Origin of the sequence: Acidaminococcus fermentans (assembly GCF_009696675.1) — a bacterium.
GTDB lineage: Bacteria > Bacillota > Negativicutes > Acidaminococcales > Acidaminococcaceae > Acidaminococcus.
In genome coordinates, this window is sequence record NZ_VULN01000007.1 from 71,431 (window position 1) to 86,095 (window position 14,665).

Annotated in this window: 14 protein-coding genes; all 14 read left to right on the top strand. The window is 57.2% G+C overall.

What is annotated here, in order from left to right; genetic code table 11:
* Positions 1–192: 192 nt before the first annotated feature.
* On the top strand, positions 193–429 hold the full coding sequence (locus FX155_RS06070; RefSeq protein ID WP_022487798.1) for a FeoA family protein: 237 nt from the start codon (positions 193–195) through the stop codon (positions 427–429).
* A complete protein-coding gene (feoB, locus tag FX155_RS06075; RefSeq protein WP_022487799.1) occupies positions 422–2,503 on the top strand; it encodes a ferrous iron transport protein B in 2,082 nt (693 codons plus the stop codon). Before FX155_RS06070 ends, feoB begins: the two co-directional genes overlap by 8 nt.
* Before the next feature lie 147 nt (positions 2,504–2,650).
* Positions 2,651–2,869, top strand: coding sequence for a cation transporter (locus tag FX155_RS06080; protein WP_154488071.1), 219 nt, complete (start codon positions 2,651–2,653; stop codon positions 2,867–2,869).
* A gap of 35 nt (positions 2,870–2,904) precedes the next feature.
* Positions 2,905–4,815 (top strand): heavy metal translocating P-type ATPase, encoded by a 1,911-nt coding sequence (locus FX155_RS06085; protein ID WP_022487801.1) that lies wholly within the window; start codon positions 2,905–2,907, stop codon positions 4,813–4,815.
* A 252-nt stretch (positions 4,816–5,067) separates the two neighbouring features.
* Positions 5,068–5,538, top strand: a complete 471-nt coding sequence (locus FX155_RS06090) for a hypothetical protein (RefSeq protein WP_154488072.1) — start codon at positions 5,068–5,070, stop codon at positions 5,536–5,538.
* A 109-nt stretch (positions 5,539–5,647) separates the two neighbouring features.
* Positions 5,648–6,376 carry an N-acetylmuramoyl-L-alanine amidase gene (locus FX155_RS06095; protein WP_154488073.1) on the top strand — a complete coding sequence of 243 codons (729 nt, stop codon included), beginning with the start codon at positions 5,648–5,650 and terminating at the stop codon, positions 6,374–6,376.
* Positions 6,373–7,251: a serine hydrolase gene (locus tag FX155_RS06100; RefSeq protein WP_195839619.1), complete on the top strand. Its 879-nt coding sequence runs from the start codon at positions 6,373–6,375 to the stop codon at positions 7,249–7,251. Before FX155_RS06095 ends, FX155_RS06100 begins: the two co-directional genes overlap by 4 nt.
* Positions 7,252–7,347: 96 nt before the next feature.
* Positions 7,348–8,277, top strand: a complete 930-nt coding sequence (locus FX155_RS06105; protein ID WP_022487805.1) for a LysR family transcriptional regulator — start codon at positions 7,348–7,350, stop codon at positions 8,275–8,277.
* 138 nt (positions 8,278–8,415) lie between these two features.
* A complete protein-coding gene (locus tag FX155_RS06110; RefSeq protein WP_154488110.1) occupies positions 8,416–9,639 on the top strand; it encodes an MFS transporter in 1,224 nt (407 codons plus the stop codon).
* 262 nt (positions 9,640–9,901) lie between these two features.
* Positions 9,902–10,735 (top strand): PHP domain-containing protein, encoded by an 834-nt coding sequence (locus FX155_RS06115; protein ID WP_022487807.1) that lies wholly within the window; start codon positions 9,902–9,904, stop codon positions 10,733–10,735.
* 21 nt (positions 10,736–10,756) lie between these two features.
* On the top strand, positions 10,757–11,653 hold the full coding sequence (locus tag FX155_RS06120) for an Asp23/Gls24 family envelope stress response protein (protein WP_022487808.1): 897 nt from the start codon (positions 10,757–10,759) through the stop codon (positions 11,651–11,653).
* The gene (locus FX155_RS06125) at positions 11,650–12,609 is read left to right on the top strand and encodes a ribonuclease HIII (protein WP_022487809.1); all 960 of its coding nucleotides are present in this window, start codon (positions 11,650–11,652) and stop codon (positions 12,607–12,609) included. The genes FX155_RS06120 and FX155_RS06125 overlap by 4 nt, the downstream gene beginning before the upstream one ends.
* Positions 12,610–12,725: 116 nt before the next feature.
* Complete coding sequence (locus tag FX155_RS06130) at positions 12,726–13,730, top strand: lysylphosphatidylglycerol synthase transmembrane domain-containing protein (protein ID WP_154488074.1); 1,005 nt, start codon at positions 12,726–12,728, stop codon at positions 13,728–13,730.
* Complete coding sequence (locus FX155_RS06135) at positions 13,727–14,644, top strand: NAD-dependent epimerase/dehydratase family protein (protein ID WP_022487811.1); 918 nt, start codon at positions 13,727–13,729, stop codon at positions 14,642–14,644. Before FX155_RS06130 ends, FX155_RS06135 begins: the two co-directional genes overlap by 4 nt.
* Positions 14,645–14,665 lie beyond the last annotated feature (21 nt).

A 14,665-nucleotide genomic window follows, 5' to 3' on the forward strand; every position in this document is an offset into this window, starting at 1 on the left:
AACCCTTGACCCCAACGGTGTAGGGGCTCCCCGCAGGGGAGCCCGTCCCGGCCGCCCCTCCCTCCTGTGGACAATACCCGGGTAATTGATTATAATTACAAATGCGGTTAGTTATGCATAAAGGGATACGGGCCTTCAGTTACTGGGCAGTTTCCTTTACCGCTGAATTTACTTACAGGGGGAAAACAGTACATGCTTTTAAAGGATTTGCAGACAGGGGAGTCTGCAGTCGTTACTCAGATCGATCTGCCGTTCCAGATTGAACGGCGGCTCCAGGCCCTGGGGATGACCCTGGGGACTCGGATCCATTGCATTACCCGGAAGGGAAAGGGCATTATGGTGATCCTGCTCCGGGGCACCCGGTTTGCCCTGGGCTACAACATGACCCGGAACATTACCGTGGACAAGGTGGAGGTGGACCATGACTGATATGCAGCAGCCTGAAAAGCATCTCCACGATGCCCAGAACCTGACCATCGGATTCATCGGGAACCCCAACTGCGGGAAGACCACCCTGTTCAATGCCTTTACCGGGGCTAACCTGAAGGTGGCCAACTGGCCCGGGGTCACCGTGGAAAAGGTGGAAGGGGCCATACGGCGCCACAACATGAACATCCACCTGGTGGATCTGCCCGGCACCTACAGCCTCACCTCCTATACCATGGAAGAAATCGTTTCCCGGGACTTCATCCTCAGTGACGAAGTGGATGTGATCATCAACGTGGTGGATGCGTCCGCCCTGGAACGGAGCCTGTATCTGACCCTCCAGCTTTTGGAACTGGGGAAGCCGGTGGTTATGGCCCTCAATATGATGGACATTGTGGAAAAACGGGGGATGGAAATCGACCTGCACCGGCTGCCGGAAATGCTGGGAATCCCGGTGATCCCTGTTTCCGCCCGGAAGCGCCGGGGTCTGGACGTGCTGCTCCATGCGGCCATCCATCACCGGGACGCCAAACACACGGACCCGCTGATCCACGACCACAAGGCCGTGGGGGCCCACCGGCTGGACCACAAAATGTACGCCATGGTCTATTCCGATCCCATTGAGGACCGGATCGACCAATTGATCGCGGAACTGGAAGTGAAATATCCGGACATCATCAATCCCCGGTGGCATGCCATCAAGCTGCTGGAACAGGACCAGGAAGTGCTGAAAAAACACCCGGTGGACCGGCCGGATATCCTGGACCAGAACTACGAAACCCGGATCATCCGGGAAAAATATGATTTCATTGAAGAAATCATCCACGAAGTGCTGCTCCACAAGGAAGAAAGCGACAAGCTGACGGACCGGCTGGACAAGGTGCTGACGGACCGGTTCTGGGGGATCCCCGTGTTCCTGCTGATCATGGCGGTGGTGTTCTTCCTGACCTTTACCGTAGGGGACTGGCTGAAGGGGTATATGGAAGACTTCATCGGCTGGTTCGGAGACGGACTGGAAGGGCTGCTCACCGCCTGGTCCGTCAGCGATGCCCTGAAATCCCTGATCATCGACGGGGTCCTGGGGGGCGTGGGGACCATTGTCACCTTCCTGCCCAATATCCTGATCCTGTTTTTGACACTGGGTTTCCTGGAAGATTCCGGGTATATGGCCCGGGTGGCCTATGTAATGGAAGACGTGATGAGCCGTCTGGGGCTGTCGGGGAAGGCCTTCATCCCCATGCTCCTGGGCTTTGGGTGCACGGTGCCGGCTGTGATGGCATCTCGGGCCCTGGAACATAAGCGGGACCGGTACAAGGTGATGCTGGTGACGCCTTTTATGAGCTGCAACGCCCGGCTCACCATCTATATCCTGTTTGCAGAGATGTTCTTCGGCAGCCATGCCATGGTAGTGGCCTATTCCATGTACCTGATCGGGCTGGCGGTGGCCATCCTGGTGGCTCTGGTGCTCCATGGCATTGAAAAGGCCCAGCACCGCCAGACGGAAGACTTCCTGCTCATCGAGCTGCCGGAATACAAGCTGCCGGATATGCATACTGTGGGCATTTACATGTGGGAAAAGGTGAAGAGTTACCTGGAAAAGGCCGGGACCACCATTTTCGTGGCCACCATCCTGATCTGGTTCCTGCTGAACTTCGGCCCCAGCGGCTACACCACCGATGCAGGAGAAAGCTTCGGCGCCATTATGGGCCATGTGCTGGTGCCGGTTTTCCGGCCCATCGGCCTGGGCTTCTGGCAGATCTGTCTGGCTCTTCTGGCCGGGATTTCCGCCAAGGAAGTGGTGGTTTCCAGCTGTGCCGTGCTCTTTGGCATTACCAACGCAAGCTCTGGAGCGGGCATGGCGGAATTTGCCGCTGACCTGGAATCCATTGGGTTCACCAGCCTCAACGCCCTGTGCCTGATGATCTTCTGCCTGCTGTACGTGCCCTGTGCGGCGGCGCTGGCTACCATCCACAAGGAAAGCGGCAGCTGGAAATGGACGGCTTTTGAAGCCTTCTTCCAGCTGGCAACGGCCTGGATCGTTACCTTTGTGGCCTACCATCTGCTGAGCATTTTGTAAACAAATAAACAGTTATTGAATTATAAGCAAGAGAAAGAAGAAAAATTCCCCTTTCTCTTGCTTATTTTTTTGGTTTGTGGTATAAATAAGTCAGAAAAACGATTAAACGATTGTTTAATCGTTAGACAAGAGCAAGGAGGAAGAATCATGAAAAAGAGTTATAAAGTGGAAGTGGACTGTGCCAATTGTGCGGCCAAGATGGAAGAAGCGGTGAAGGCCACTCCGGGAGTCCAGGATGCGGTGCTGAACTTTATGTTGCTGAAGCTGAAGGTGACCTTTGCAGAGGGGGCGGATCCGGCGGAAGTCATGGGCCGCTGCCAGGCGGCTGTGGCCAAACTGGATGACGATTGCAAGATTTACTGTTAAAGAATGGCTGAATGGATACCGGAGAGGATGGGAATATGGAACAGGAAAACAAGATCATGATCGGCCGGATCGCCGCCGCCTTTGTGCTGACGGTGGCCGGGGCCTTTCTGCCGGATGCCTGGAGCGGGGAAGGGGTGGACCTGGAATACCGCTTTCTCCACCTGCTGCCCTATCTGGCGGCCTATCTGACTGTGGCCTGGGACATCCTGCTGAAGGCGGCGAAAAATATCCGGAAGGGCCAGGTGCTGGATGAGAACTTTCTGATGGCGGTGGCCAGCCTGGGGGCCTTCGGTCTGGGCATCTACCAGAACGGGGACTATGCAGAAGCGGTGGCGGTCATGCTGTTCTACCAGGTGGGGGAACTGTTCGAAGACTATGCCGTGGACAAAAGCCGCCGGAACATCAGCGAACTGATGGATATCCGTCCCGACTATGCCAATGTGGAGCGGGACGGGAAACTGGTCCGGGTGGACCCGGATGATGTGGCCATCGGCACCCGGATCATCGTCCAGCCCGGGGAAAAAGTCCCCATTGACGGCCGGGTGGTGGAAGGCCGGTCCAGTCTGGATACGGCGGCTCTCACCGGGGAAAGCCTTCCCCGGGAAGCGGCCCCTGGGGATGAAGTGATCAGCGGCTGCATCAACCTCAGCGGGGTGCTGACCATAGAGACCACCAAAGAGTTCGGGGAATCCACCGTATCCAGGATTTTGGACCTGGTGGAAGACGCCAGCTCCCGGAAAGCAAAATCTGAAGTGTTCATCACCAAATTCGCCCGGGTCTATACCCCGGCGGTATGCAGCGCGGCACTGGCCCTGTTCCTACTGCCTCCTCTGGTGCGGATGGCCCTGGGCATGGCGCCTCTGTGGCACATGTGGCTGTACCGGAGCCTACTGTTTTTGGTGGTCAGCTGTCCCTGCGCCCTGGTGCTGTCCATTCCTCTCAGCTTCTTTGCGGGGATCGGGGGCGCCAGCCGGCAGGGGATCCTGATCAAGGGATCCAACTATATGGAAACCCTGGCCCATACGGCCTATGTGGTGATGGACAAGACCGGGACCCTGACCCAGGGGGTGTTTGAAGTTTCCGCCGTCCATCACAACAAACTGGAAGAAAAAAAAGTGCTGGAAATGGCGGCCCTGGCGGAATGTGCCTCCAGCCATCCCATCAGCAAAAGCCTCCAGCAGGCCTACGGCAAACCCATCGACAGGAGCCGGGTGACGGATATCCAGGAATACGGGGGTAAAGGGGTGGTGGCCCGGGTGGACGGCCATACCGTGGCCGCCGGGAACGCCAAACTCATGGAAATGCTCCACATCCCCTATGTGAACTGTCACATGGTGGGGACCCTGGTCCATGTGGCCATCGACGGGGCATACCATGGACACATCCTGATCGCCGACCGGATCAAGGACCATGCCGTGGAAGCCGTCCGGACCCTGAAAGCCAACGGGGTGAAAAAGGTGATCATGCTCACCGGGGATGAGAAACGGACGGCGGAAGCGGTGGCCAAAGAGCTGGGCATCGACGAAGTCCGCAGCGAGCTGCTGCCCCAGGGAAAGGTGGAACAGGTGGAAGAGCTGATCCGCCGGAAAGAGCCCAAGGAGAAAGTGGCCTTTGTAGGGGACGGGATCAACGACGCCCCGGTGCTGTCCCTGGCGGATGTGGGGATTGCCATGGGGGCCCTGGGCAGCGATGCGGCCATCGAGGCGGCAGATGTGGTGCTGATGGACGACGACCCGCTGAAAATCAGCAAAGCCATCCGGATCGCCCGGAAATGCGTGGGTATCGTGTACCAGAACATCGTGTTCGCCATCGGCATCAAGGTCATCAGCCTGGTTCTGGGGGCTCTGGGCTTCATCAACATGTGGTTCGCCATCTTCGCCGATACCGGGGTGCTGATCCTCTGCGTGCTGAATTCCATGCGGTGTCTGTTTGGGGGGAAAAAGTGAAAAAAGAGTACTGCACATGGGAAAATCGGACATGTGCAGTACTTTTTTTGTCAACAGTCAGCCAATCACGTCCAACAGATCGAACGAGAGGGTTCGCCCCCAACGGCGTAGGGGCTGCCCGGAGGGGAGCCCGTCCCGGCCTCCCAGGGGGCCTTGCTTCTGCTCTTTTCTAAAAAACGGTTGTAAATTGCCATATAATTATGATAAAATATTTATAAATAACAATTCTCAAAAACAAGGAGGATGGATCAGATGAAAAAATGGACAATTGCAGGTCTTACGACACTTTTGACACTGGCTGCTTCGGCCGCATTGGCATCGGTACCCCAGAAATCCCTGTACCTGGGCGGCATTGGCTATGGGACCGGGGAATCCTATGTCCGGCAGATATACGGCACCCCCACGGAAACGGAACAGGAACATTCCTCTTCCCATCCAGCCGGATCGGTGGTGGAATACGAATATGGGGATGGGGTATCCATCCATCTGGCGGAAGGAGCCGTCTATCATATAGAAGTGTCCGCCAACAACGGCTGGGCAACCCCGGAAGGAATCCGTGTGGGCATGGAGGCTTCCGTCCTGGAGGAGACCTACGGAAAACCGGACAAGGTCCGTGGGGATAAAATCATCTACCAGGCGGCCGGAATGCCCGGGATGGGTCTGATCTTTGAAATCGAAAAAGGAAAAATCGACGAAATCGAAATCGGTCCTGTCGGACAGTGAAAAATTCCGTTTGGCAAAGGGATGTTGCGGGAGCAATGTCCTTTTCTTTTTGAACGGACTGGAAGAAAAAACAATTGAGGAGTACAATGGACGGAAAGGAGGAGAGCCCATGAACAAGAAAAAACGGGCCGGGCAGGCCCTTGCGCTGGCGGGGGTACTGGTCCTGGCCAGCTGCCCTGGGAGCCCGGTCCAGGGAAAATACGCCGGGGCGGAACCGTCAGCCCGGGCCGCCAAGGTACAGGAAACCATCACGCCCGCCAGACCGGCCATTGTGGTCCGTCCCCTTGCCTTTACGGACCTGCGCCGCCGGCTGATGAGGGACTATGCCCGGATCCATTACGGCCGGGAAATGGAAACCATTGTGCCTCAGGCGGTGGTGGTCCACTGGACGGCGTCCAATTCCCGGGACGGGGTGTACCGCTATTTTTACAACGAGGAAAATCCCCGGCTGAAAAACGGCACTTTGAATGTGGCCTCCCACTATCTGGTGGACCGGGACGGCACCATCTGGCAGCTGACCCCGGAAACCGCTCTGAACCGCCATGCCATCGGCCTGAACTGGTGCTCCATCGGTATTGAGAACGTAGGCGGTGTGGAGGGCCGGGAAGACCTGACCCAGGCCCAGATGGAAGCCAATGTACGGCTGATCCGGTATCTCCGGGGCAAATACCCCACTATCCAGTGGGTACTGGGCCATTATCAGCAGGACCTGGCCCGGCATACCTCTTTATGGAAAGAAAACATATCTGGCTATTATCACGGCAAAACCGACCCGGGACCCCGTTTCATGGGGGGCCTGAAGGCGCGGCTGGCTGGAGAAGGAGTGAAGTTTTTTTGAAACCATTGAACAAGGGAATGGGCCTGGTACTGGCAGGCCTTCTTCTGCTGCCCGGGGTGGGAATGCCCCGTACCGCCCAGGCCAGTGCACCGGCGGCTTCCGCCAGGGCTGCTCTCAGCCCCCGGATGCAGAAAATCGGCAAGATCATCCAGGCGGCCGGCCCGGCCCAGGTGTACTTCACCAATCTGTCCACCAACCAGAGCCTGTACCGGGGCAGTGAAACCATGACCGCTGCCAGCATGATCAAAGTCTTCATCCTGGCCAAAGCCTATGAAGACATCCAGAACGGCAGCCTGAGCCGGAATGAAACCTTCACCCTTACCTCGGACAATGTAGTGGGCGGGGCAGGGGTCCTCCAGGGACGGGGGTACGGCAGCAAAGTGTCCCTCCAGGAGGCCCTGGAACTGATGATCACCGAAAGTGACAACACTGCCGCCAACCTGCTCATCGACCGGCTGGGCATGGACCGGATCAACGCCTATATGCAGCGCCATGGGTACACCCACAGTGTCCTCCGCCGGAAGATGATGGATACAGAAGCCATGGCGGCCGGCAGGGAGAACCTGACCAGCACCAGGGACATCGCTCTGCTGTTCAAACGGCTGTATCAGGGGAAATGCGTGAGCCCGGCCCAGGACCGGGAAATGCTGGCAATTTACAAACGTCAGACCGACAACGACAGCATCCCCGGGGATCTGCCCCGGGGAACGGTGGTGGCCCACAAGACGGGAGAAGTCAACGACCTTCGCCACGACGGGGGCATCGTGTATACCCCCAACGGGGATTATGTACTGGTGATCTTCACCCGGAACTACACCCCCTACGAAACCATGGCAGATCTGTCGGAGAAGATTTATCAGGCGGTTGTAGAATAAGGAGAGACTGGGCACGCCCTTACCCATTACCCTCTTAACCACCTCTCCTCAATCTGTTATAATAAGAACAACTTATACCACAACGGAGAGATTGCCATGCCTGGAGATTTACCGACCATTGCCCAAATGGAATGCTTCATTATATACGGACGGGTGGGGAACTTTGCCCGGGCGGCCCGGGAGGCCCATATTACCCAATCCGCCTTCAGCGCCCAGATCAAGAACCTGGAGACTGCCCTGGGGATCCCCCTGATCCACCGGTCCAAACGGGGGAGCCAGCTGACGGAGGAAGGAAAGGTCTTCCTGGCCCGGGTGACGGAATGGATGGACGGGCTGCGGAAAATCGTCTATGACACCCGGTCAGTGGCAGAATCCCAGCCGGTGGAGCTGAATGTGGGGATCCTCCGGTCCCTGGGGGACATCCACATGAACCGGCACATTGCCCATTTCCGCCAGACCAACCCCAGCCTTCGGTTCAACGTGTTTGATCTGCCCACCTACCAGATCCACCAGGCTCTTACCGAGGGCCGGCTGGACGTGGTTTCCACCTATTTTGTGAAAGAATCCCTGCCGGACCGGGAACCGGCGAATGCCTATGAAGTGATCCACTTCTGTACGGACAATCTGGTGTATTATGCACCCCTCCTGCCGGTGGGAGACTTTCCCCTTACCCGGAGCCAGCTGCTCAGCCGGCCTCTGGTGCTGTATCCTACCAGCTATTTCATGAACCAGATCTACCAGGACTATTTTGCCGGCACAAACCGGGAACCCATGATTTCCGCCCGGCTGTCCACTCCCTATGCCATGATCCACTACTGCCAGGAAAACGGGGCAGGGGCCCTGCTGCCGGAACGGCTGCTGAGGACCCTGGGCCATCACAACGGCTGGCATGAACTCCAGCTGCCCCTGAAGGCGGAAGGGTACCTGATCTACCGGAAGAACAATCCCAAACTTCCTCTGATCCGCCCTTATGTGGAACAGGTGCTGGCCAGTTTTGCCCAGAAGCCCGGGGAACCCATCGTTTGAAACGAACAGACTGGATGTAATCGCTTTTTCCGATTACATCCATCTTTTTTATCCGCTACACAAATCACCGGCAGCCTCGTATAATCGGAACCATAGAAAAATTCCGTGATTCCAATAAGAAAGGTCGCTGATTTGTCCATGTCTGCAAAACCCCGTCTGTGGACCAGAGGATTCGTCCTGGATACCCTGGTCAATTTCCTGATTTACATCATCTATTACATGCTAATGGTGATCATTGCTTCGGAAGCCATCCATTCCCTCCATGCCACCGTCAGTGAAGCCGGTCTGGCGGCCGGGATCTTCGTGCTGGGGACCCTGGTGGCCCGGCTGTTTGCGGGCCGGTCCGTGGAACTGTACGGCCGGAAGAAAATGCTCTATGCCGGGATCCTGTTCTTCCTGGTGACCACCTGTATGTACTTCCTCATCGATTCTCTGGCCATCATGTACATCGTCCGGTTCCTGAGCGGGGTGGGCTACGGCATTGCCTCCACGGCCACCAGCACCATCGTATCCGCCATGATCCCGGCGGAACGGCGGGGGGAGGGCATCAACTACTATGCCCTCAGCATGAGCCTGGCTGCGGCCATCGGGCCCTTCATCGGCATGGTGATGCAGCAGATGTTCCCCTTCCGGGTGATCATCCTGTTTTCCATTGTGATGGTACTGATCTGCCTGGGGGCCGCCTTTGTAATGAAGGTGGATGAGATCCAGCTGACGGAAGAACACCGGGCGGCTCTGAAACAGCTGTCCCTGTCCAACTTCCTGGAACCCCGGGTCATGGGGATTTCCATTGTGGGCTTCTTTGTGGCGGTGTGCTATTCCAGCGTGCTGAGCTTTTTGGCCACCTATGCGGCGGAACTGCAGCTGATGACTGCCGGGACCCTGTTCTTCGTGGTCTATGCCCTGTCCATCACCCTGGCCCGTCCTGTTGCAGGGGTGATGTTCGACCGGAAAGGGGAAGACTTCGTCATGTATCCCACCTATGCCTGCCTGGCCATCGGCCTCCTGCTGCTGTCCATTACCACCCAGAACTGGGAAATGCTGGCCGCTGGGGTGTTCGTGGGCCTGGGGTACGGAACCTTCATGTCCAACGGACAGGCCATCTGCGTGAAGCTGGTGGAAGAAGTCCGGATCGGGGTGGCGGTTTCCACCTATTTCGTCATGCTGGACCTGGGGCTGGGGGTAGGACCTTACCTCCTGGGTGCCTTCAAGGAACCGCTGGGATTCCAGGGCATCTATTCCGCCGTGGGCCTGGGTGCCATCGGCTGTGCCGTTCTCTACTGGCTGCTGTATGCCCGGAGACGGAAGACTGCAGATCTCCAGGAAGATTCTGTGGAAAGTCTGGAATCGGAAGCCGAATAAAACGGCAGAAAATATTTTGCATACAGAATCGAATCCGTAGGGGCTCCACGCCGGGGAGCCCGCCCGTTCAACGGCTGCTGGTGCAGTCGGCGGGCCGCCCGGCGTGCGGCCCCTACGGTTTTTGTGTTCAGGGCCAGCTTGGCTGGCTTCCTTTGGCCATTGACCATTGACGGGGGCTGCTGCCTGTGCGGCAGCGCCCTTTTTCCTTTTTCCGCCCACTATGGTATAATCAAGTCATAAGAAATGACGAAGGAGAATTGTCATGCTGGCTGACTTGCATATCCATACCACCTTTTCTGACGGCGTCTACACTCCGGAAAAAATCATTGCCCAGGCCCGGGTGTCCGGCATTGCCGCCATTGCCATCACCGACCACGACAACATCCAGGCCTACGACCGGGCGGCCCGGACCATTCACTTCCGGCATCTGGGGATCCAGCTGATCCGGGGGGTGGAGATCGACACGGACTACAAAGGGAAGGATGTCCATGTGCTGGGGTACCATTTCGACCCGGAGAACCAGCCTCTTCTCCAGGCCATGGCCTGGACCCGGGTGGGGCGGATCACCCGGATTCGGAAGATCATCCAGAAAATCAACCAGCTGGGATATCCCATAACCCTGGAGGAAGTCCGGGAAGAAGCCCACGGGTCCAAAAGCCTGGGGCGGCCCCACATTGCCCGGGTGCTGGTGAAAAAAGGCCTGTTCTCCCATACCCAGGCGGTGTTCGATGCCCTGATTGCCAGCGGCAGGCCCGCTTACTGCCGGCAGGTGAAGATGCAGCCCAAAGAGGCTGTGGACCTGCTCCACAGGGCGGGAGGCATTGCTGTTTTGGCCCATCCGGCGGAAATCGGGAACCCGGATCTGGTGGAAGAACTGCTGGACAGGGTGCCGTTTGACGGCATGGAAGTGTGGCATCCTTCTATTTTAAAGGAAAAACCTCCCCACGACTGGCTCCAGGTGGCCAAAAACCATGGTCTCCTGACCAGCGGGGGCAGCGATCTCCACGGGAATCCGGGACGGTTCCCCCTCCACCTGGGAGAATTCCCCATTTCCTACGAAAATGTGAAGGGTGTCATCGAAGGAAAGAAAATCTGATCCGAAAAGCAGGTGCATACCATGAAAACTGTAGCATTTGTAGGCCCCAGCGGCACCGGGAAAAGCTTCCGGGCCATCGGGGTCGCCCATGACCATCACTGCGACGGCATCATCGATGACGGGCTCCTGATCGAAGGGACCAAGATCCTGGCCGGAACCAGTGCCAAAACGGAACAGAACAAGGTCCAGGCGGTGAAACGAGCCATCTTTATGGAAAAGGACCACTGCCAGGAAGTCCGGGAAGCCCTGCTGAAAAGCGACATCCGGACTCTTCTGGTGATCGGCACTTCGGACAAGATGGTCCGGACCATCTGCAAGCGGCTCCAGATCCCGGCGCCTTCGGAAACGGTGTACATCCAGGACATTTCCACCGTCCGGGAAATGAAAAAGGCCCGGGAGACCCGGATCAAGGAAGGAAAACACGTGGTGCCGGTGCCCACCATCGAACTGAAGCCCCATCTGTCCGGGGTGCTGGTGGATCTGCCTCACCGGCTGTTTTCCCGGAACCGGAAGCCCCATGCCATGCCGGAAAAATCCATTGTCCGGCCGGCTTTCAGCTACTACGGGAAGATCACGGTATCCGATTACGTGGTCAGCGACATTGTACGGATCGTGGTGAAGAAGAACAAGGAAGTGGACCGGATTACTTCCATTAAGGTGCGCCGGCCTTCGGACACCAGCAAGGGGATGACCATCTTCCTGGAGATCATCCTGTTCTTCGGGGCGCCCATTTACGAAGTGGTGAAGAGCCTTCAGACCAAGATCAAACTGAAAGTGGAAGGCATGACCAGCATGCCGGTAAAAAATATCGATGTCTCCATCCGCAGCCTGACGGTGCGGCCTCCTGATCTGCCGAAAAATCTCCAGGAGCCGGACCCGACCCTGCCGGAAGGACAAAAGGAGGAAGGCGGGGCATGACCCCTTATGATTTTGACCAGTATGTAACCCTGGTGCGGGAAAAACTCCAGCTGCTCACGGAAGAACCGGTGGAGCAGAAGGAAATCAATTACGGCCGGCAGCTGAAGGTCCGGAAGGGCCCGGACACGGTGAACCTGGCCCTTTACAATGGGAAAAAGGGCCTGAAACAGGTATGGAGCGGGAAAGTTTCTTCCTTCCGGGACTGCTGCCAGAAGGCGCTGGACGGAGAGACGGAACCTTCAGCCCTTGCCGGTGATCTTTCCGCCGGCGGGGGAAAAGTGACCCTGCTGGACGGGAAACCCGGATTCGACGGGCTCTGGTGCGGCAGTGACGAAAGCGGCAAGGGAGACTATTTCGGTCCCCTGGCGGTGGCAGCGGTGTGCCTGGACCTGGAAACCGCCCGGCAGTACCAAAGCTGGGGGATCTGCGACAGCAAGGCCCTGACCGACGGAAAAATCCATCAGCTGGCGGAAAAGATCCGGCAGACCGCCAAAGCCCATACGGTGCTGGTACTGAAGCCCCAGTTCTACAACCAGCGGTATATCCAGCTGAAAAGCCAGAAGCAGAACCTGAACCATCTTTTGGCCAGCGGCCACATCCATGCTCTGGGACGGGTGCTCCAGCAGGTGCCGGAATGCCATTTTGCCCTGGTGGACCAGTTTACCCGGCACAATGCCATTTCCTCCACCCTGGAAGCAGCTTATCCCGGGCTGAAAGTGTACCAGCAGCCCAAAGGGGAAGCGGATATGGCAGTGGCGGCGGCGTCCATCCTGGCCCGGGACGCCTTTGTGGAAGTGATGGGGGAGCTGTCCCAAAAAGCAGGCTTCGAACTGCCCAAAGGGGGCGGCAGCCAGGCTACGGCAGCGGCCCGGAAGCTGGCCAAAGCCCAGGGGGAAGAGGCTCTTTCCCAATACGTCAAGCTCCATTTTGCCAACACAGGAAAGCTCAGGCTCTGATTTACGATTTGTTTTATGTTTTTGCTCCTGTACTATGCTATAATAATAAAAGATTGTATCAGCATTGACAGATTCAGAGCTTTTCAAAATACAACGATACTGGCAGGTCATACTCTATGAACAAAACCCTATTCCGCATGCTGTGCGTGTTGTTCTTTGTAGTCATCATCGTATCAGCAGGCGTTCTTTATTTTACTTTTGATGTACGGGCCCTGGTCTATCTGACCACTTTTAAATGGTATTATGCGCTGCTGGCCCTGGGGGTGCTGTCGGTGGGGCTGTTTTTCGATGCCACCCGGCTGATCACCCTGACAAGGCTTTCCGGGGAGAAGATGGATTATGCCCATATTTTCTACGCGGTGTTCAGCAACTATTTCCTGGCACTTCTGACTCCCGGTCAGGGGGGCGGAGGTATTGCCATGCTCATGTTCATGAAACGGGCGGGGGTACCGGTGGCCAAATCCACCCTGATCGTCATTGTCCGGACGGTATTTTCCATCCTGTTCCTGTTTTTGGTGATGCCCCTGGTATTCTGGTGGGATCCGGTGCTGGTAAGCTGGATGCCCACCAGTGTCATTGCCCTGGTGTGCGCCTTTTTCATCGGGGCTCCCTGGCTCCTGTGGCACCTGGTAATGGGGGGACGGCTGGAAAAATGGCTGGCCCGGTTCAGCCGCCGGTTCTCTCCCCGGGTCCAGGAAGCCATTTTCCTGGGGTATCGGGATTTCCAGCAGGCCATGTTCATGCTGAAGGACAATCCCCGGCAGGTGTTCCGGGCCTTTATGGAATCGGGGATCAGCCTGCTGTTCATCTATTCGGTGGTGCCGGTGTTCATCAAGGCCTTCGGCATCAGCCTGCCCCTGCACATTGTCATGGGACGCATGTGCCTGATCAACCTGGTACTGTACTTTACTCCCACCCCCGGTGGCAGCGGGGTGGCGGAGGGCGGCTTCCTGGTGCTGTTCAATTCTCTGCTGCCTCCCGGTGTGGCCGGGGTACTGGCCATCCTCTGGCGTTTCTTCTGTGAATACATTCCGTTCACCATCGGCGCCATTGTGACCATCAAATGCTTTGGCTTGGATATTCTGACCAAGATTCGCGATCGGAGGGAAATGGATTCATGAGAAAAATCTTAGTAACAGGGGGAGCCGGGTTCATCGGGTCCCATGTGGTGCCGGCGCTCATCAGCCGGGGTGATTGTGAGGTAACGGTGCTGGACAACCTGTCCACCGGGAAACGGGCGTATGTGCCGTCAGGAGCCCGGTTCCAGCTGCTGGATATCCGGTCCCGGGAGCTGACGGATTTCTTGATGGCGGAAAAGTTCCAGACAGTGATCCATCTGGCGGCCCAGACCCTGGTGCCCTATTCCATGGAATACCCGGAAGCAGACGAAGACCTGAACGTGGCCGGTCTGGTCCATGTACTGGAAGGCTGCCGGAAAAGCGGCGTGGAACAGATCATCTTCTCTTCCAGTGCGGCCATTTACGGGGACAACCAGAACCTGCCCCTTCAGGAAACAGAAGTGCCGGCTCCCACTTCTTTCTACGGTCTGTCCAAGGCGGTGGGAGAGGACTACATCCGTCTGTACAGCCGGTGCTTCGGTCTGAAGCACATTATTTTCCGGTTCGCCAATGTATATGGGGAACGGCAGGGAGAAACGGGAGAAGGGGGCGTGATCTCCGTCTTTGCCCGGAAAATCGCCCAGCACGAGCCGGTGACTGTCTTTGGGGACGGGAACCAGACCCGGGATTTCGTCTATGCCGGGGATATTGCCCGGGCCATGAGCCTGGGGGTGGGATATAACGGCTGTGCCACCCTGAATGTGTCCACCAATGAGGAAGTGTCCCTGAACCAGCTGATCGGGGTGATGGAAAAGATCCTGGGCCATAAAATGGATGTCCATTACGGACCGGTGCGGCCGGGAGACATTTACGCTTCCGTACTGAGCCACAAGGCCCTGGTGGAAACCCTGGGCATGAAAGACTACACGGACCTGGAAAAGGGGCTCACCGGGACCCTGGCGTATTTCCAGAAATAACAGGAGCAGGGAGAACAAGGA